General features: G+C 73.6%; 16 protein-coding genes. 2 read left to right on the forward strand and 14 right to left on the reverse strand.

The genetic code is table 11. From position 1 onward, the window contains the following. Positions 1-319 precede the first annotated feature (319 nt). Entirely contained in the window at positions 320-2,872 is a 2,553-nt protein-coding gene (locus tag ACIA5A_RS28560; RefSeq protein WP_396767524.1) for an NACHT domain-containing protein, read from the reverse strand. Between the two features lie 383 nt (positions 2,873-3,255). After that, on the reverse strand, positions 3,256-3,648 hold the full coding sequence (locus tag ACIA5A_RS28565) for a hypothetical protein (protein WP_396767525.1): 393 nt from the start codon (positions 3,646-3,648) through the stop codon (positions 3,256-3,258). A gap of 152 nt (positions 3,649-3,800) precedes the next feature. Between ACIA5A_RS28565 and ACIA5A_RS28570 the strand changes: the two genes are divergently transcribed. Next, positions 3,801-4,619, forward strand: a complete 819-nt coding sequence (locus tag ACIA5A_RS28570) for an alpha/beta hydrolase (RefSeq protein WP_396767526.1) — start codon at positions 3,801-3,803, stop codon at positions 4,617-4,619. Positions 4,620-4,625: 6 nt separating this feature from the next. On the opposite strand, the gene ACIA5A_RS28575 is transcribed toward ACIA5A_RS28570, so the two are convergent. The 4 genes from ACIA5A_RS28575 to ACIA5A_RS28590 all read right to left on the reverse strand — a co-directional run bounded on the left by ACIA5A_RS28575 (position 4,626) and on the right by ACIA5A_RS28590 (position 8,184). Beyond that, the gene (locus ACIA5A_RS28575) at positions 4,626-5,663 is read right to left on the reverse strand and encodes a zinc-dependent alcohol dehydrogenase family protein (protein ID WP_396767527.1); all 1,038 of its coding nucleotides are present in this window, start codon (positions 5,661-5,663) and stop codon (positions 4,626-4,628) included. Positions 5,664-5,823: 160 nt separating this feature from the next. Continuing rightward, complete coding sequence (locus tag ACIA5A_RS28580) at positions 5,824-6,330, reverse strand: DinB family protein (protein ID WP_396767528.1); 507 nt, start codon at positions 6,328-6,330, stop codon at positions 5,824-5,826. Positions 6,331-6,398: 68 nt separating this feature from the next. Then, positions 6,399-7,205 (reverse strand): M15 family metallopeptidase, encoded by an 807-nt coding sequence (locus tag ACIA5A_RS28585; RefSeq protein ID WP_396767529.1) that lies wholly within the window; start codon positions 7,203-7,205, stop codon positions 6,399-6,401. A 13-nt stretch (positions 7,206-7,218) separates the two neighbouring features. Further along, positions 7,219-8,184 (reverse strand): acetylxylan esterase, encoded by a 966-nt coding sequence (locus ACIA5A_RS28590; protein WP_396767530.1) that lies wholly within the window; start codon positions 8,182-8,184, stop codon positions 7,219-7,221. A gap of 200 nt (positions 8,185-8,384) precedes the next feature. Here ACIA5A_RS28590 and ACIA5A_RS28595 point away from each other — a divergent pair, with 200 nt between their 5' ends. Then, positions 8,385-9,410, forward strand: a complete 1,026-nt coding sequence (locus tag ACIA5A_RS28595; protein ID WP_396767531.1) for a LacI family DNA-binding transcriptional regulator — start codon at positions 8,385-8,387, stop codon at positions 9,408-9,410. 15 nt (positions 9,411-9,425) lie between these two features. Here the strand turns inward: ACIA5A_RS28595 and ACIA5A_RS28600 are convergent, their stop codons facing one another. From ACIA5A_RS28600 to ACIA5A_RS28635, 8 genes are all read right to left on the reverse strand, one after another. After that, the gene (locus tag ACIA5A_RS28600; RefSeq protein ID WP_396767532.1) at positions 9,426-10,721 is read right to left on the reverse strand and encodes a D-alanyl-D-alanine carboxypeptidase family protein; all 1,296 of its coding nucleotides are present in this window, start codon (positions 10,719-10,721) and stop codon (positions 9,426-9,428) included. Between the two features lie 166 nt (positions 10,722-10,887). Continuing rightward, positions 10,888-11,643 (reverse strand): polysaccharide deacetylase family protein, encoded by a 756-nt coding sequence (locus tag ACIA5A_RS28605; RefSeq protein ID WP_396767533.1) that lies wholly within the window; start codon positions 11,641-11,643, stop codon positions 10,888-10,890. Positions 11,644-11,680: 37 nt separating this feature from the next. Further along, on the reverse strand, positions 11,681-12,850 hold the full coding sequence (locus tag ACIA5A_RS28610) for a UDP-N-acetylglucosamine--LPS N-acetylglucosamine transferase (RefSeq protein WP_396767534.1): 1,170 nt from the start codon (positions 12,848-12,850) through the stop codon (positions 11,681-11,683). 185 nt (positions 12,851-13,035) lie between these two features. Continuing rightward, positions 13,036-14,307, reverse strand: coding sequence for a D-alanyl-D-alanine carboxypeptidase family protein (locus tag ACIA5A_RS28615; protein ID WP_396767535.1), 1,272 nt, complete (start codon positions 14,305-14,307; stop codon positions 13,036-13,038). Positions 14,308-14,393: 86 nt separating this feature from the next. Next, positions 14,394-14,813 carry a protein phosphatase gene (locus tag ACIA5A_RS28620; protein ID WP_396767536.1) on the reverse strand — a complete coding sequence of 140 codons (420 nt, stop codon included), beginning with the start codon at positions 14,811-14,813 and terminating at the stop codon, positions 14,394-14,396. Positions 14,814-14,912: 99 nt separating this feature from the next. Next, complete coding sequence (locus tag ACIA5A_RS28625) at positions 14,913-15,545, reverse strand: hypothetical protein (protein WP_396767537.1); 633 nt, start codon at positions 15,543-15,545, stop codon at positions 14,913-14,915. A 13-nt stretch (positions 15,546-15,558) separates the two neighbouring features. After that, the gene (locus tag ACIA5A_RS28630; protein WP_396767538.1) at positions 15,559-17,343 is read right to left on the reverse strand and encodes a DUF4012 domain-containing protein; all 1,785 of its coding nucleotides are present in this window, start codon (positions 17,341-17,343) and stop codon (positions 15,559-15,561) included. Between the two features lie 98 nt (positions 17,344-17,441). Beyond that, positions 17,442-18,668, reverse strand: a complete 1,227-nt coding sequence (locus tag ACIA5A_RS28635) for a glycosyltransferase family 4 protein (protein WP_396767539.1) — start codon at positions 18,666-18,668, stop codon at positions 17,442-17,444. Between the last annotated feature and the right edge of the window lie 106 nt (positions 18,669-18,774).

Below are 18,774 nucleotides of genomic sequence, written 5' to 3' on the forward strand. Positions count from 1 at the left end.
CCCGCTACGACAAGTTGGCCGTCCGGTTCCAGGCCAGCCTGACCATCACCATCATCTGCGAGTGGCTCTGACCGGCTTATGAAACACGCCTTAGACGCGCCACCACCCTGGTTGCCACTGCCGACGGCGGCGGGCCGCGCCCGGTTCGGGCAGCAGGGCACCGGCGCGGGGGGCGGGCTGCCCGGCTCGGTTCCGATTCTGCTGCGACACGGTGCGCTCCCCCACTGGATCAGTTCGACGTGGCCGGCTCACCGTACGAGCATCGACACCGGCACACAATCGGATATCCCTCCACCCGCCTGCGGCCGCGCCCGCCACGTCAGTACGTGAAGTACCCCGCCAGGGCCTCATCGATCTGTTGGTTGTTCGTGAAATTGATGAAGGCCGCCTTTCCCGGTCCGGTCGCCCCCACGAGATCGGCCCGGCCACCCTTTTCCTGCACGTAGCCGATCGAAATGAGGTGCTTGACGAAACTCTTCGCGTACGACACGTTCTTCGCGGAGGCGCCGCGCTGCTCGAGACCTCGCCGCTGGCACCAGGTGTCGGCGGCGAGATGCCGTGCGATCTTCGCCGCGATCTCGAAGTTCTGGTCGTTGCTGACGACGTTGTAGAGATCCACCTCGTCCGTCTGGGCACCCCGGAACCGCAGGTAGCCCGTCAGCCGGGCCTTCTCCAGATAAACCGACTTGTCGCCGATGACGACGACCGCGGTGGAATCACGGTCCAACTGGCGGAAGTCCGAGCCGACGCAGTCGATGCCGGTCAGATCGCAGTCGAGCATGTAGGAGCCGACGAAGCTCGCGCCCCGCACCGATGCTTCCCGAAGGATGCAGCCGTCGAGACCGGCACCGGCGAAGGATGCACCGGACAGATCGCTGCCGGTGAAGTCGGACTCGACGAATTCACTCCCGGCCCCGTTCAGCCCGCGCAGGTCGACCGGCGTCTCCTGGCTTTCCAGGGCCAGTCCCTGAAACGCGCCGTGCGACAGGTCGAGTCCTGGGCCGGTTATCCGCTGCAGGCCGGCGCGCACGTCCTTGTCGGCGCCCTGGCGGCGGATCCCTGGCCATGCGAGGCTGAAGACCTGATCGAGCCCGGGAAGAGTCGTCCTGCTGTGCCAGGTCGCCGACAGCGACACGATGAGCTCTTCCAGCCGGTCGGCCGGCATGGAACGGACGAACAGCCGCATGGTCTCGGTGAGGGGAATCCTCTTCGCGATCGGCTTCTCCTCGATCAGGGCGCCGAGAAGTTCCTCGACGAGGAGAAATTCCCGAAGGGTGCTGTGCGAGAAGTTCCAGCCGAACCCGTCCCGGCCGCGGGCCCGGGTCAGTGTGGTGGAGGAACGCAGGTCGTCGAAGAGCGCCTGACCCACATCCTCGACCCCGTCCGCCGTGCGCTGCTTTATCTTGGTCTTGAACTCCCGGGCGACGACCTTCCGGAATTCGGGCTCCTTGAGAACCTTCTGCTCATTACTGGTCAGCTCGATCGCGAGCTGTTGCAGGAAACGCTTGCGTTCCCCCGGAAGGATCTCGGTCGTGCGCCGGTAGTCTCGCAGCATGAGCTTGTCGATGATCAGCTCGAAGATCTGGTACTCCGAGAGCACGCTGTTCTCACCGCCGGCGGCCTGTGGATCCTTCTTCAACTCCTCCACCACTTCGAGGAGATAGCTGGCGATCACCGGCTTGCCCGACAGGGAGACGGCCTCTCGGGACGTCTCCGTCCGGAAGACGCGGTCCAGGATGCTGACCACGACTGCCGCGCCGGCGCGGTCGTCCTTCAGATGACGCTCGACCAGTCTGACCGCCTGCGTTCGGTCCAGGTCCTTGAGTTGTCGTTCAAGGCGCTTCATCACGAACTCGTCCAGCGCCTCGTCGACCCGCCGCTCGTGTTCGGCGATGCTCCGGTCCAGCACCGACGTAGACCTCGAATAGCGATGGTCGATCCGCTTGTACAGCGCCTCGAAGACCCGCAGTTCCTCGGCCTCGGTGAAGTAGTTGGGGCGGCTGGTCAGAATGCCGCGAGCGCCGCCCTGGGCCAGGTCCGTGAGGGCTTCGAGGCAGGCGCGCCGTTCCCGGACGTTCAGATACTGCGCCATCTCGTCGTAACCGTCGAGAAGCAGCACGACCCGACCCTGGGCGATCATGCTCTCGACGAACTGGATGGGGAGATGCGCGAGTTCGTTCCGATCCAGGAAGTGATGCAGGAGGCCACGGGCGTCGAACTGCTTCGAGAAGTCCTTCAGCTCGATGCGGAAGGGAATCGCCGTGCCGACGCCGTTGGCGTAGTCTCGCGTCCAGCGCCTTTGCAGCACCCGCGTCAGGGCCGTCTTTCCGGTGCCGTACTCCCCGACCACGACAAGCCACCGGTGCGAATCCGGTGACCGCGCCCAGTCCGTGAGGTACGCCGTCGCGGTGGACTGGCCCATCTCGTCATCGAAGACCGGCTCCTCATAAACCTCGTCGAGCGCCGCCAACGCGCTGGCGGTGTCGCCGTTCCGAAGCACGGAGTTTATGTAGGGATCACACTTCTCGAAGTTTCTGAACAGTTCCTCGTAGGTCATGGTGGTGATGCCGGACGCGGCCGCCCTCTCCCGGACGTCCGGCGTGAAGCCCTTGGAGGAGACGATGAGACGCTGCGCTCCGGGCTCGTTTCTGAACATATCGAGCTTGGTCAGGTCCTTGCCATATTTGGCGGTGTCCACGTACTGGACGGTGACCTCGATGTAGACCTTCGCGCTGGCAAAGCCGGCGAGCTGGGTCGCCACCAGGTCGACCTCGGCGCCGAAATGATGGATCGGGCCCTCGACCAGGTAACCGTTGGCCTCGAACAGCCACTGCACCGCGGCAGGCAATGTGTGCTCGGTGAACTCGTTCATTGACACACCCCTCTTGCCACCTACGCAGCGGATCTGCGATGCAATTCGAAGATTTGCGCGCGCGTCGACAACGCGAAACTACACGGTAGTCGCGCCCTCACGACTTGTCACGTCCCGGCCGTCGGACATACGTACCGCACCGGACGGAGACTCCGGCCGAAAGGCCGAGTCGGACAGACACGACTGCAGGAGCGTGCGGACTGCAGGGATCCGAAGACCACGGGCGTCCGTCGGGATCGGAGCGTCCCGCTTCGGCGAGCCCGCACCCTCCGCCGGGATCTCGTCGGCGTCGTCTCGCCGTCCGGGCGGCCGGCACGGTGAAAGAGGGCAGGAAGCAGTCCCCGGCGCGGCTTCGCGCGCCGGCGCTCCTGCCGTGAGCCGACCTAGCCGGCCTGGGTGACCGGGTGGCGCCTCATCTGCTCCATGAAGGGGAAGCGCGCGGTGAGGTCGGTGACCGTGGTGCCGGCCCGCCAGGCGGCCGCCACCTGGGCGACCTGGAGCAGGTCGGTGGCGTCGCCGCGGGCCTCGACCTCGCCGTCGACCCGCAGGTCGATCATGAAGTAGCGGGCCTGAGAGCCGAGGTGGACACAGACGACGCCCCGCGGCGAGGTCAGCTCGGCGGAGGTGAACCGGCCGCGGCCCTGCTCGGGAGCGGTCACCTGGCCGACGTCGAGCTGGTGGGCGGTGGCGGTCTGCGCGAGCGCGGGAGCCAAACCGCCGGGCTCGACTAGGTCCGGGTAGAGGCGCACACCCAGTGCCGCCGAGACGTCGCTCATGCCTGACTCCCACTTCCTCGTGACAGAGACCAGCAGCGCGCAGGTTACGAACACGTTTCCGGCACGCATGCCCATCCTGTCCCGCCGGGTGGCCCGGGGCAATAGGAACTGTCCATCCACCCCTGATCGGGCCGCCGGTACGCTGCCGTTCCATGGCTCGGATCCGCTGTGACTTCTTCTCCGAGGCGCTCGGCATGGGCACCTCGATGACGGTGCTGCTGCCCGACCGTGGCGCGGCCGGCATCGGCATGGCGGGCGCCGCCGTCGACGGTGACCCGCCGGTGCTCTACCTGTTGCACGGCCTCACCGACGACGACACGGCGTGGACCCGGCGGTCGTCGATCGAGCGCTACGTCGCCCCGCTGGGGCTGGCCGTGGTGATGCCGCAGGTGCAGCGCAGCTTCTACCGCGACGAGGAGCACGGCAACCGGTACTGGACGTTCCTCAGCGAGGAGTTGCCCGAGGTGTGCCGGTCGTTCTTCCGCCTCTCCACCCGACCGGAGGACACGTTCGTCGCGGGCCTGTCGATGGGCGGCTACGGCGCGGTGAAGTGGGCGCTGCGCCACCCGGAGCGGTTCGCCGCCGCGGCCAGCCTCTCCGGGGCGCTCGACGTGGTGCGGCGACGCCACCAGCCGTCCAGCCCGGTCGACCCGGCGGTGTGGCACACCGTCTGGGGCGAGCGACCACCGCCGGACGAGGACGACACCGTCGCGCTGCTGGAGCGGGCCGGCGACGACCTGCCCGCGCTCTACGTCGCCTGCGGCACCGAGGACTTCCTGTACGAGGACAACGTGCGCTTCGTCGACACCGCGCGCCGCCTGGGCCGGCCGCTCACCGTCGACTTCGGCCCCGGCGACCACGACTGGGCGTACTGGGACGCCCAGATCGCCGCCGTCCTCGCCTGGCTCCCCCTGCGGGGTAAGGCGGGGCCCCCTCTTAACGCCTCCGGTAGAGGAGGGGGCCCCGCTTAACACCCCTCAGCGGGAGAGCACGACCTTGAGCGCGCCGGTCTCGGCCGGGCGGGCGAACACGTCGTACGCCTCGACGATCTCGTCCAGCGGATACCTGTGGGTCACCATGTGCGCGGTGTCGAGCTGGCCTGCTACCAGCATGTCCAGCAGCTTCGGTGTGGTGCGGGTGTCGACCAGGCCGGTGGTGATGGTGACGTCGCGGATCCAGAGCCGCTCGAGGTGCAGCGTGGCCGGCGCGCCGTGCACGCCGATGTTGGCGACCCGCCCGCCGGGACGGACCAGCGTGGTGCACAACTCGAAGCTGGCCGGCACGCCGACCGCCTCGATCGCCACGTCCGCGCCGAGCCCGCCGGTGACCGAGCGGACCGCGTCGAGCGGGTCGTCGTCCGCGAGCACGGTCAGGTCGGCGCCGAACCGCTTGGCCGCGTCGAGCCGGCTCCGGGCCTTGTCGACGGCGATCACGTGGGTGGGCGAGAAGAGCCGGGCGGTCTGGATCGCGGCCAGGCCGATCGGGCCGGCGCCGACCACCACGACGGTGTCGCCGGGCCGCACCCCGCCGTTGAGCACCCCGACCTCGTACGAGGTGGGCAGGATGTCGGCCAGCAGCACGGCCGCCTCGTCGGAGACGCCCTCCGGCAGACGGTACGTGGACAGGTCGGCGAACGGGACGCGGGCGTACTCGGCCTGCACGCCGTCGACGGTGTGCCCCAGGATCCACCCGCCGCCGCCCAGACACTGCCCGTAGACGCCGTCGCGGCAGTAGCGGCAGACGCCGCACGCGGAGATGCAGGAGGCGAGGACCCGGTCTCCCGGGGTCAGGTTGGCAACGCCCTCGCCGACCGCCACGACCGTGCCGACCGCCTCGTGGCCGAGCACCCGGCCCGGCTCGACCTCGGGCACGTCACCGCCGAGGATGTGCAGGTCGGTGCCGCAGATGGTGACCGCGTCGACCCGGACGATCGCGTCACGCGGGTCGGCGATCGTGGGGTCCGGGATCTCGGACCAGGACTTCACGCCCGGCCCGCCGTACACGAGTGCCTTCATGATTCCTCCTCACGCCGCTGTCACCTCCCACGCTTCTCGCGGCGGTGGGCAGGTGGCAGGGCCGGAGGGCCCGGTGGCCGGGACCTCGGTCCCGCGCCTCATGATCGAGTGTTGAGAGGGGGCACCTTCTCTACCGCAGGCGTTAACAGGGGGCCCCGCCTTACACGCCGACGGTGCCGTCGACGGCCTCGCGGAGGAGGTCGGCGTGACCGTTGTGCCGGGCGTACTCGTGCAGCATGTGCACCATCACCAGACGCAGCGAGACGTCCTCGCCCCAGCGGGCCTGGTGGCCGGTCACGTCGAGCGACTCGGCCTCCCGCTCGATCCGGCGGGCGTGCTCGACCTCGCGCCGCCACGCCTCGAACGCCTCGGCCACGTCGGCCTCGGCCGCGTCGTACGCCACCTGGAAGTCGCCGTTGTCCGACCACACCAGCGGCACGTCCTCGGCGGCGACGACCCGGCGGAACCAGGTGCGCTCCACCTCGGCCATGTGCCGGACCAGGCCGAGCAGGGACAGCGTCGACGGCGGCGACGACCGCCGGCGCAACTGCTCGTCGGTCAGCCCTTCGCACTTGAGGGCCAGGGTGGCCCGGTGGAAGTCGAGGAACGCGCGCAGCGTCTCCCGCTCGCCGGCCAGCAGCGGCGGGCCGATCCGTTCGGTCTCCACGGGGCATCCTTCCGGGTGGGCGTGCGGTCGTCCGGAGCCTAACCGTTGTGGATCATGACGCAACCGGGTTACCGCAGCGACGAGCGGGCCACCGGGAAGTCGAACCAGGTGTCCGGGTACGGCTCGTCCACGTACCGGTAGTGCCACCACTCGCGCGGGTAGTTCTCGAACCCCTGCGCGGTCATCAACCGCTTCAACAGCTCCCGGTTCGTCCGGGCGGCGCCGGTGATCCGCGCGTCGGCAGTGTGGGCGCGCGGGTCGAAGCAGTCGAACCCGGTGCCCATGTCGACCGAGTCGTCGGCGAAGCGACGGCCGGCGGGGGCGGTGCAGGGCCGCAACGGCTCACCGGGCGTGTAGTCGGGCTGCGCCGGGGTGGGCACCGGGACCAGTGTCAGGTCGAGCGTGCTGGCCCGGCTGTGCGCGGTGGGCGCGCCGATGTAGCCGTCGGCGAAGAGCCGGTCCTTCGGCAGGTCCGGGTAGAACTCCCCCTTCATCTGCTGCTCCCGGGGGAGCTTCGCCCAGGCCACGAACTCGTTCACGGCCCGCTGCGGGCGGTAGCAGTCGTACACCTTCAGGCTGCGGCCCTGGGCCAGCGCGGCGGTCTGCACCCGGTGCAGCGCGTCCGCCGCCCGCCGGGTGAGCAGGCAGAGCGGCTCGGGGTAGCCGTCGATCGGGCGGCCGACGAAATTGTGCGCCGAGGCGTACCGGATGTCGGTGTGGACGGTCGGGTCGACGGCGGCCAGATCGACGACGTCGGCCGGGGCGCGCGGGCCGGTCGGGGTGGGCGACGGCGTGGGGCCCGGCGCGGGCCGGTGGCAGGCGGTCGCGACCGCCGCGACCGCCACGACCAGCACCCCCGCCACCGCCCTGCGCACCCTCCCGGTTCTATCACGGGGTGAGCGTCGCGCGGAGGAAGTCGAGCGCGGCGGCGTCGTCGTCGACGGCGCCCGCCTCGTGGCCGTTGTAGCGCCACACCGTCAGCTCCTTGTCGCCCCGGTAGTCGTGGTAGGCGGCGTACACGGTCGACGGGGGGACGATCTCGTCCATCAACGCGACGGAGAAGCGGGCGGGCGCGGTGGCGCGTCGGGCGAACGCCACTCCGTCGACGTAGGAGAGCGTGCGCAGCACCTGCTCCTCGGCGTCCCGGTGCACGGCGAGGTAGTCCCGGATCTCCCGGTAGGGAGCCGAGTCGGTGAGCGTGACGGCGCGCGCGACGTCGCAGAGGAACGGCACGTGCGCCACCACGGCCCGCACCCGGGCCGCCAGCGCGCCGGCGGCCAGCGCCGCCGCCCCGCCCTGGCTGTGGCCGAGCACGGCCACCCGGTCCGGGTCGACCGCCGGCAGGTCGCCGAGTGCGTCGACGGCGCGTACCGCGTCGGTGAGGAAGCGCCTGTAGTAGTAACGGCGCGGGTCCTCCACGCCCCGGGTCGCCATCCCGGGCGCCTGCGGCCCGGCGGCCGCCACGTCCGGCGTGTCGCCGCGGCTCCACCCGGAGCCCTGACCCCGGGTGTCCATCTGCAGGTGGGCGAGGCCGGCGGCGGACCAGAGCAGGTTCTCCAACGGGTGGCCACGCCCGCCGCCGTAGCCGACGTACTGCACGACCGTCGGCAGCGGCCCGGCCGCGCCGCGCGGCACCCGCAGCCAGGCCCGCACCGGTTGCCCGGCGAAGCCGGGGAACGTCACGTCGAAGACGTCCACTCCGGTCAGTGGGGTCGACACCGGGGTCGCCGCCACCGGGTCGCCGCAGGAGCGCGCCTCGGCCAGCGTGTCGGCCCAGAAGGAGTCGAAGTCGGACGGTTCGCACAGGTCACTGCGGTGCTGGCGGAGTTCCGCCTCGGGCAGGTCGGTGAACACGCCTCGGCTTCCTGGTCGTCCGTGGAGCCGGCGCCGGCGCGTCGCCGCGCCGGAATCCGGCGTGTTTCCGGAATATTTCCGTAACTTGACCGAACGCTAGGACCGGACCGACCTGTCGTCAAGCCCTCGGCGTACGGCAAGATGTGCGGGGGGCGGAACGGTTTTCCGGTCGGTTCCGGCAGCCGGCGAAGGGAACACGGGTGAGCGGGGACGACGAGCGCAGGGTGACCATCACCGCGATCGCACGGGAGGCCGGCGTCTCCGTGCCCACCGTGTCGCGGGTGCTCAACGGGCGCTCCGACGTCGCCCCGGACACCCGCGAGCGGGTCGAGAAGCTGTTGCGCCACCACGGCTACCGGCGTCGGGGCAGCCGCACGGTGCGCCGGGCGGACCTGGTCGACCTGGTCTTCAACGACCTGGACAGCCCCTGGGCGGTGGAGATCATCCGCGGGGTGGAGGACGTCGGCCACGCCGCCGGAGTGGGCGTCGTCATCTCGGCCGTGCACCGGGAGTCCAGCTCCACCCGGCAATGGCTGCACAACCTGCGCGCCCGCGCCTCGGACGGGGTGATCGTGGTGACCTCGCACCTGAGCCCCGCCGTGCAGGCGCAACTGCGCCGGCTCAACGTGCCGATGGTCGTGGTCGACCCGGACGCCGGGGTGGCCGGGACGGACGTGCCGGCGATCGGCGCCACCAACTGGACCGGCGGCCTGTCCGCCACCGAGCACCTGTTGACGCTGAGCCACCGGCGGATCGGCTTCGTCGCCGGCCCGCCGCACCTGCTGTGCAGCCGCGCCCGGCTGGACGGCTACCGGGCCGCGCTCGCGGCGGCCGGCGTGCCGGCCGACGACCGGCTGGTCCACCCCGGCGACTTCTACCACGCCTCCGGCTACACGGCCGGCGGCGCGCTGCTCGATCTGGACGACCCGCCCACGGCGATCTTCGCGGCCAGCGACCAGATGGCCTTCGGGGTCTACGAGGCGGTGCGCCGGCGCGGGCTGCGGGTCGCCGACGACGTGTCCGTGGTGGGCTTCGACGACCTGCCGGAGGCCCGGTGGGCCTCACCGCCGCTGACCACCGTGCGCCAGCCGCTGGTGGAGATGGGGCGGCTCGCCGCCCGCACCGTACTGCGGCTGGCCCAGGGCGAGGAGATCGAGTCGCCGCGGATCGAGTTGGCCACCGAGTTGGTGGTGCGGGACAGCACCGCGGGCCCCGCCGGCCGGTAGCCGGATCGGTCGTTCTCAGCCGTCTTCCGGAAGTTCTGGCTCCCGCAGGACGGACCCGGTCGACATGGCCACCGCCGCCGCGTGCCGGCGCCGTCGGGCCAGCAGCACCGCTCCCCCGGCCACCAGCAGCGCGCCCACCGCGACCGGCACGCCGACGCCCCGCCGCGTGCCGGACGCCGCCGCGCCGGCGCCCAGGTCGGCGTGTCCGGCCAGGGCCGACGCCGCAGCGGTCGGGGACGCCGGCCGGTCCAGCTCGCCCGGTTCCACCAGCCGGCCGACGGCCGCGTCCCGGGGCAGCCCGAAACCCCAGTCCAACAGCGCCGCGCCCTGCTGCCAGCCCCGCTGCGTGGGGATCTCCGCGCCGAGCAGGGTCACCACCAGCCGGCGCCCGCCCCGCTCGGCCGCGCCGACGTACGTGTGCCGGGCCAGGTCGGTGAAGCCGGTCTTGCCGCCGATGGCGCCCGGGTAGTGGTCCAGCAGCATGTTGTCGTTCTGGATCTGGAACGACTTCTCGTGCAACGCCGGCTGGGCCGGCACCTGCGCGGTCCGGGTCGCGGTGTAGCGGCGGAACGCCGGTTCGTGGAAGCAGGCCCGGGCGATCAGCGCGAGGTCGTACGCGCTGGTGAACTGCCCCGGCCCGTCCAGACCGGACGGGGTGACCGCGTGCGTCTGCCGGGCGCCGAGGTGCTGCGCCTCGGCGTTCATCGCCCGCACGCCGCCGGCCAGCCCGTCCGGGCCGCCACCGAGCCGGGCCAGCGTGTTGGCCGCCTCGTTGCCCGACTTCAGCAGCAGACCCAGCCAGATCGTCTCGATCCGGTAGTGGCCGCCCTCGGCCAGCCCGACCGCCGAGCTGCCCGGCTCGATCGCCACGTCCCCGGCGGTCACGGTGACCTCCCGGTTCGGGTCCAGCCGGGGCAGCATCGTCGCGGTCAGCAGCAGCTTCTGCACGCTTGCCGGCACCCCGTACTCGTGCGGGCCGCAGCCCCCGAGCACCGCGCCGGTGTCCAGGTCCGCGACCAGCCACGAGGTCGCGGTCACCGGCGGCGGCGCGCTCGCCACGGGCGGGACGACGAGCCCGCTCGTGTCCAGCGCGGCGCCGCCGACCGACCGGGCCGCCGGATCGGCCGCCGGCGGGGCCTGCGGTGGCCGGGTCGCCGGCGCCGGCACGTTCGGGCACGGTGGCGCGCCGCCGGGCAGCCGGCGGCCCGGCGCGGCGGCGTGCCGGACTCCCGCCACGGCGGGCGCGGCCGGCGCCGACAGCGGCAGGATCAGGGCGGCGGCCAGCGCCACGGACGGTCCCCAGGTCCTCATGCCCCGCACGCTAGCCACGCCGACCCGAACGGGTCGCCGGCTCCGGGATTCGCGTCCCGGGGCCGGTGGCGCCGGGTACGGTGGTCCGCTCCCCCGCCCGGGCCGCGCGCCGGACCGGGCACCTCGACTCGCGCCGAGGCCGTGGCCGGCGAGCGGGCCGGGCACCTCAGCGAATGTCGAGGCCGTGGGCGGCGAGCGGGCCGACGTGCCAGCCGCGACGGCGGCACGCCGCGAGCAGCCCCGGCAGCGCGTCGAGCGCGGCCCGCCAGGCACCCGGTTGGGCGGCGCAGGAGGAGTCGTGCAGCAGCACGGTGCCGCCGCCGTGCAGGCCGGCCAGCACCCGCCGCAGGACGGTATCCCCGGTGGCCGACGCGGTCCAGTCCCGCCCCCAGCAGCTCCACAGCACCGGGCGCAGCCGCAGCCGCCGGGCGGCCAGCAGGGTCGCGCCGGTCAGCACGCCGTACGGCGGGCGCAGGAACACCGGCGGCCGGCCGGTCACGTCGGTGACCAGGTCGTACCCGCGGGTCAGGTCACGCACGGTGCCGGCCGGTCCGCGCAGCAGCAGGTTGTCGTGCGCCCAGCCATGCAGGGCCACCTCGTGGCCGGCGGCGACCAGCCGGCGGCCCAGGTCCGGGTGTCGGCGCAGCATGACGCCGAGCACGAAGAACGTGGCCCGGACCCGGTGCGCGGCGAGCACGTCCAGGAAGTGCGGCGTCGACTCCGGGTCCGGCCCGTCGTCGAAGGTCAGCGCGACCCGGTCGGGCGCCCCGAGGCCGTGCAGGCCGGGCAGCAGCCGCCGGCGCAGCGCCGGCAGCGCGGTCGCCACCGGCGCCACCTGGACCGCAGGCAGCGCCACCGCCGCGACCCGGGCCAGCGCGGCGGGACCCACCGCGGGCCGCCAGGGCCGCGCGGCGGGACTCACCGCAGACCACCGGCCGCCCGGGGCCGCGCGGCCGGACTCACCGCAGGCCGCCGGTCGACTGGAGCAGCGCGGCGACGACCGCGACCGCGTCGCCGACCGGGTCGAGCAGCGACCGGCGCTCCGGCTCGGCCGGACCGGCCGGCGCGGCCCGGCGGGCGGCCTCGACGACCAGCCCGGCCGGGTCATCCGGCGGCGGACCGTCCCCCGCTGCGGCCGGCGGCGCGGTCCCGACCACCGCCGCGAGGACCGGACCGAGCTGGTCGGGCGTGCCGGCCCACCGGGTGAGGCCGGACCGGGCAAGGATGGTGGCGTTCGCCCGGCCGTGCCCGGGCAGCGGGCGGTAGGTGACCACCGGTACGCCGGCGACGAGCGCCTCCTGGCAGGTCAGCCCGCCGGCGTTCTCCACCACCACGTCGACGGCGCGCATCAGCGCCGGCATGTCGTCCACCCAGCCCAGCACGTGCCACCCGGCGCCGTGCAACCGCCGGTACAACGTCCGGTTCCGGCCGCACACCACCACCGGCTGTAAGCCCGTGGAACCCACCTCGGCGGTCGTGGCCGCCACCTCGCCGGCGCCCCAGGAGCCGGCCACGATCAGGGCGAGCGCAGCGTCCTGCGGCAGGCCGAAGCGCTGCCGGGCCCGCCGCCGGTCGACCGCGCCGCCGTCGGCGAACGCCGGCGACACCAACGGCTGGACCACCGTGACGTCGACGTCGTCGGGGCGGCGCAGCTCGGCGTGCCGAACCGTGCAGTACACGTCCACACCCGGCGCCAGCCAGGTCGGATGCACCACCAGGTCGGTCACGTAGGTGAGCACCGGGACACCGAGCCGCCCACGGCGGCGCAGCGGGCCGAGGAGCTGGTTGGCGAACGGATAGGTGGTCACCACCGCCCGGGTGTCCGGGGGGATGCGGCGGCGGATGCGGGCGCGGAACGGACGCATCAGCGCGCGGATGGCGCGCACCGACGTCCGCGACCGGCTGGTGAGCCGGAACAGCAGGTGGTAGCCCCAGGGCAGCCGGTCCAGCACCCCCCGGTACGTCTCCCGCACCGCCCGGTGGAGCGGGCCGGGCAGCAGGTGCAGGAGGTTCAGCCGGTCCACCTCGAAGCCCCGCCCGCGCAGCCGCGCCGCCAACTCGTCGGCGGCCCGGTCGTGCCCGGCGCCGATGTCCGCGGAGATCACCACGATGCGTCCCGGGTGCTCCATGAGCGGCGCATACCCACGCAGCAGGCGTCCACGCGACCGGCCGGGGCGGTCCCACTCCCCGCTCGACCCCGGGACCCGAACGAGCCGTGCCGAGGCGACGCTCCCGCGCCCGCCGGGAACGGACGACCGGACGGGGGCCGGCGGGACGGACGGGACCGGCGGGACGGACGGGACCCCCGGGGCGGTCAGGCGCGGCGACGGCCGCAGCGGCGGGACCGGGTGCGGGCGGCGAGTACCGCCGCCAGGCCACCGACGGTGAGCGCCAGGAGCCCGGCGGCCGGCACGATGACCTGCCAGTCCCCGTCCGCCATGCGGCGCAGCGCGGTGCCGCCCGGCCCGCGCCATGGTCCCGCGTCGGGTCGGGCCGGAGCGGCGGCCTCCGGGGCCTTCCGGGCCGGCTCGGCCCTCGCGGCGTCCAGCTCGCCCGGTTCGACCAGCTCGCCGACTGACGCGTCCCGGGGCAGCGAGAACCCCCAGTCGAGCAGTTGCGCGCCCTGCTGCCAGCCCCGGACCGGCCGGGCCTCGGCGCCGAGCAGCGTGACCACGAGCCGGCGTCCGCCGCGCTGGGCGGCCCCGACGTAGCTGTGCCGGGCCAACTCGGTGAAGCCGGTCTTGCCGCCGAGCGCCCCGGGATAGCGGTAGATGAGCTGGTTCTCGTTCTGGATCTGGAACCCGCCCTTCTTCAGCGCGGGCTGGGCCGGGATCTGCGCCCGCTCGGTCAGCGCGTACCTGTCGAAGCGGGGGTCGGCGAAGCAGGACCGGGCGATCAGCGCCAGGTCGTACGCGCTGGTGAACTGCCCCGGGCCGTCCAGGCCGGACGGCGTGACGGCGTGGGTCTGCAACGCGCCGAGCCGGCGGGCCTCGGCGTTCATCTCGGCGACCCCGGCCCGGGCGTTGCCGGCGCCCAGCCGGGCCAGCATGTTCGCCGCGTCGTTGCCGGACTGCAGCAGCAGCCCCAGCCAGAGCGTCTCCACCGCGTAGCGCCCGCCCACCAGCAGGCCGACGGCCGAGCTGCCCGGTTCGATGTCCAGGTCCTCGCGGGTGGCCACGGCCACCTGTCTGGGGTCCAGGCGCTTGAGCATGGTGGCGGCGAGCAGCAGCTTCTGGGTGCTCGCCGGCGTGCCGTACACGTGCGCCCCGCAGGCGCCGAGCACGGCGCCGCTGTCCAGGTCGGCGACCAGCCAGGTGGTGGCGGTGAGCGCCGGCGGCGGGGGCGCGCCGGGCGGGGTGACCAGGCCCGGCGCGGCAAGCGCCTCGCCGCCCACCACCTGCTGTTCCGGCACCGACGGCGGCGGGACCGGGCGGGGCGGCCGGGTGACCTTGGCCGCCGGGAGGCGGGGGCAGGGCGCGGCGACGCCGGGGGCCGCGGCGGCCGGCGGCGCGGCGGCGGCCGGGGTGGGTGTCCCGGCGACGAGCAGCGTGACGGCGGTGATGGCGGCCAGGACCCGGTCTCTCATGAAGAGGCACCATACCGAGCGCGGCGCCCGGGTCGGCGTGGCTCACCGACCCGGTGACGCTGTGCCGATCCGGTGGCCCCGCGCGGTCACCGGACGCCGCGCAGCCACCACCGTTGCCAGGGCGTCTCCACCGCGCGCCGGTGATAGTGCGCGCGCACCCAGGCCACCGCCGGGCCGGGGTCCAGCCCGTCCAGCACGGCGAGCGCGGCGAGCGCGGTGCCGGTCCGGCCGACGCCACCGTGGCAGGCGGCCTCGACCCGCTGGCCCGCGTAGGCGCGTCGCCACGCCTCCCGCAGGGCGTCGAGCGCGTCCGCGCGGTCCGTCGGCACCCAGAAGTCGGGCCACCGGATCCGCCGGGCCGGCCACCCCGGGTCGGGCCCGGGCGCCAGCACCAGCGCGAAGTCGGCGGGCGAGGCCGGCGCGGCGACCCGCCGGCCGCGCACCGTGGCGCCGCCGGGCAGGGTGAGCAGACCGACCGGGTCCGTCCACGGCGTCGTCGGGTCCATCACGTCATTGTCGGGCACCCCGAGGACGCGTGAGTGCCCGCCGGACGAGGTCCGGCGGGCACTCACGACATACCGGGTCACCCCGGCGTGCGCCTCAGGTCAGCCGAGGCGACGGCGGCGCCAGGCCAGCGAGGCCAGGAGCAGCACCGCGCCGGCGCCGGCCAGGCCGCCGCCGAGCTTCAGCGGCGTGCCGATGCTGCCGCCCGTGACGGGCAGGTGTCCGCCGTGGTGCGGCGGGCGCGGCGACTGGGTGCCTCGCACCGGGAGTACGGTGCCGGTCGTGCTCGCGGTCCGGCCGGTCGTCTCACCGGTGGCGGTGAACGTGTAGCGACCGGGGCGGGTCGGGCGGTAGGTGACGGTGAAGTTGCCGCTGGCGTCCGCCTGCACCGTGAAGTGGGTCGGCGCCGGCTGCGGCGCGGCCCGGTTCGGCGTGTACGCCACGGCCGCCATCGCCACCGTGCTGCCGTCGCTGCGCCGCGCGGTCCCCTCCGCCGGAGCGGCGGCCGGGAGTCCGGAGATGGTGACGTCGATCGACACCGTCTCGTTGGGTCCGAAGCCGCGGCCCCGCAGGGTGAAGGTCTCACCGAGGACGATGGTCGGGTCGTCGAGCGTCAGCGAGACGACCGGCGGCGGGTAGACCGGTGGCTGCGGCTGCGCCGCCCCGGCCGCGGTCGGCGCGGCCGCGACGGCCAGGCCCACCGTGAGCGCCATGATGATGCGGGATAGCCGCATGATGGTTTCCCTCCTACTGTTCACATCTGGGTGCGGTGACTATCTGGGTGGTCCACGGGGTGACGGTGGGTGTGAGCACCAGGTCGGCCGTGCCCGCGCCGTTCTGGCCGGTGAGCAGCGTGACGTCGAGGGTCCGGGTCTGCCCCGGGGCGACCTCGACGTTCGCCACCGCCACCTGGCGGCGGCGGTCGGTTCCGCCGCCCATCGCGGTGTCCCGCCCGTCCAGTCGGCCGGCGAGGACAGCGCCTCCGCTCGGTGTGTGCACCGAGACGAAGGTGCGCGCGGTGTACTTGTCGCCGGACAGGGCCAGGCCCGTGACCGACTCGGTGAGGCCCGACCGCGGGGCGGTGGAGCGCACCGTGACCCGCAGCCGCAGTTCCCGGCGCCCGTCCGGCTGGCATGCGCCGACCGTCAGGGTGGCTGAGAACCTGAGGTAGTAGCCGAGCTTCGCGCCGCTGCCGTCGTTGAGGAACACGCCGACCGTGGGCACGGTGTCCTGCTCCGGGAGCTGCCCGGCCAGCCGGGTGCCGGCCAGCGCGCGCTGCTCGTCAGATCGGACACTCCAGAACAATATCCGACGTTCCTGTATTGAGCGCCTGATAACGGTCAGAAGCGCCTTCGCGTCCACCGTTTTGGTGAACAGCGCGGTGAACACGCCCGCGGCCGCCCGGGCGAAGAACGTGTCCTGCGCGTCCGCGTCCAAGTCCCGGTAGGAGTCGCTGAGCAGCGTGCGCACCGCGGTGGCGCCGGTCAGCGCGGGCCCGTCCTTCACGGTGACCGGGCCGATCACGCCGAGCAGGTAGGACAGCACCACCGGGTCCACCGCCAGCACACCGTCCACGCTGGTGCCGGTGCGTCGGCGGACCATCTCCCGGTAGAGCGCCGCCGCGGTCGGGAAGTCCGGGCTCAGGTTGACGTCCGCGGGATACATCCCCGGCAGGTCGGACCAGAGTCGACGCGCCTCCGGATCGACCTTGAGCGGGGGGTCGAACAGCGGCAGTTGGCTGGAGTTGCCCTGCCCGGCCAGCCGGATCCGGCCGTCGTCCGCGCGCAGCACGGCGTACGCGCCGAACATGCCACCGGTGGCGCGCAACTCGGCCGGGTTCTGCGAGACGAGCAGGTAGCTGCGCGGGCCGTCGGCCCCGAGCAGTGGCGGCAACAGCCGGGCGCCACGGTCGGCGGCCGAGGTGAGGTCGCCGAGCTGGTCCAGCTCCGCCCGCAGGGCGGTGACCGCGTCCCGCACCTGGGCCACCAGGCCGCCGGTCGGTACCGCCCGCAACCGCTCGGAACTGCGCCGGACCGCCTGGTCGGCCCGGGACACCTCGGCCGAGACCTCGCGCAGGCGGTTCACGTCGAGCCGCCCCTGCGTCGGCACCAGGGAGGCGAGGTCGACCCGGAGCAGGGTGGGAAAGGCCAGCCGGGCCAGGTCGTCGACGGCCACCGAGATCTGGCGGACCGCCGTCAGGTCGTCCCCGGCGTACGGGGTCCGCTGGCCGAGCCACCAGACCGGGTCCCCGGTCGCCCCGCGGGCGGCGGTCGCCTGCTGCTGCAACGCGGAGAGCGTCCGCCGAGCCCGCTCGATGTCGCCGTCCAGCACCTGGGCGCTCAGGTCCTTGGCGAGCCCCGCGGCGTTCACCAGGTGGGAGCGGGCCTGCCAGCCCCGCAGCGTGACCCAGCCGCCGGCGGTCAGCAGCACCGAGACGACGACCAGTCCGACGAGCAGGACCCGGCGGACGCGGGCTCGACGGCGGCGCCGCGAGCGTCGGTGCCGACGATGCGGAGCATCGCGTTGCGTCACACCACTCTCCCTCTTCGCTAATCGGACATAAGCCTGGTTTGTAGCACAATCTACCGTTCATTTTCCGGCTAACATCATGACTGCGCCGATCGCGGCTTTCAGCCGTTTCTCAGGTTTTTCATCCGATCTGACGTCACCGCCCGCAGGCAGTCCTCGATCCGGTCGACGCCGGCGCGCAGCGACATCCGTCCCAGGTAGGCGTCCCGGCCCCGCCGGCCCATGTCGCGCCGGGCGTCCCGCGGGATCGCCGCGGCCAGCCAGAACCGGTCGGCCAGGGCGGCCCAGTCCTCGGGCGGGCAGGACAGCCCGGCCCGGGCCTGCTCCACCAGCTCCGCGGTGTCACCACCGGCCGAGGCGACCACCGGCGCGGCGCAGGAGAGCGCGGCCGGCAGCTTGCCGGGCACCGCGCCACGCAGCTCCGGCAGGTCGCGCTGCATGACCAGTTGGTAGTCGGCGGCCGCGTAGAGCTGCGGCATGTCCGCCGGCGAGCACCGCTCGACGAACCGGACGTTGTCGGCGCCCAGCTCGGCGGCCAGCCCGCGTACCCGCCGCTCCTCGCTGCCGGACCCGACCAGGACCAGGTCCATCCGGTCGCCCAGGGCGGCCGCCGCCCGGACCGCGGTCTCCAGACCCTGCCGTACGCCGATCGTGCCGGCGTGCATCACCACGCAGCGGTCGTCCCGGCGGACCAGCCGACGCGCGGCCGGACCGGGCTCGGCCGGTCGGAACAGGCGCTCGTCGGTCCAGTTCAGCACCGTGCGCACCCGGTCCGGCTCGGCGCCGCCGGCCAGCACCAGCTCGCGCATGGAGGGTGCGCCCACCACGACCACGCCCGCCTCCCGGTACAACCGGCGCAGACCGGCCTCCAGCCGGCCCGCCCACCGGCGTGACTCCGCCGGCCGGGCCGGGTCCTCCCCGGTCCAGACGTCCTGCACGTGCAGCACGGTCGGCACCCGACCGAGCAGCCGGAGCAGGGAGGTGGCGGCCAGGGTCACCGCCGGGCGCTGGAAGACGTAGAGCGCGTCGAGGTCGCGGAGGTAGCGGCGGCCCGCCAGCGCGGCGCTGCCGGCGAAGGAGAGCCAGGTGGCGCCCCGGGCCGAGCCGCCGCCGGTGTAGCGGGGCACCCGACGGACGGTCAGCCGGTCGCTGCGCGTCTGGTGTCGCCACCGCTGACGCCAGCCCGGATAGACCTGCCCGCCGGGGTAGTCCGGGAAGCCGGTGAGCACCCGCACCTCGTGGCCCCGGGCGGCCAACTCCTCGGCCAGGCTGCCCGGGATGAACGCCGGCTCCGGCGGGAAGTGGTACGACAGGATGCCGATCCTCATCGCCGGCCTCCCGGCGCGGCCGGACGGACCGCGCGGGCCGGCGCCGCGTACGATGCCGGCATCCCCTCTGCCACCGGCCGCGACCGGCGGACGTCCGCCGTCGCGG

It is taken from the genome of Micromonospora sp. NPDC051300 (assembly GCF_044455315.1).
Classification (GTDB): Bacteria; Actinomycetota; Actinomycetes; order Mycobacteriales; family Micromonosporaceae; genus Micromonospora; species Micromonospora robiginosa.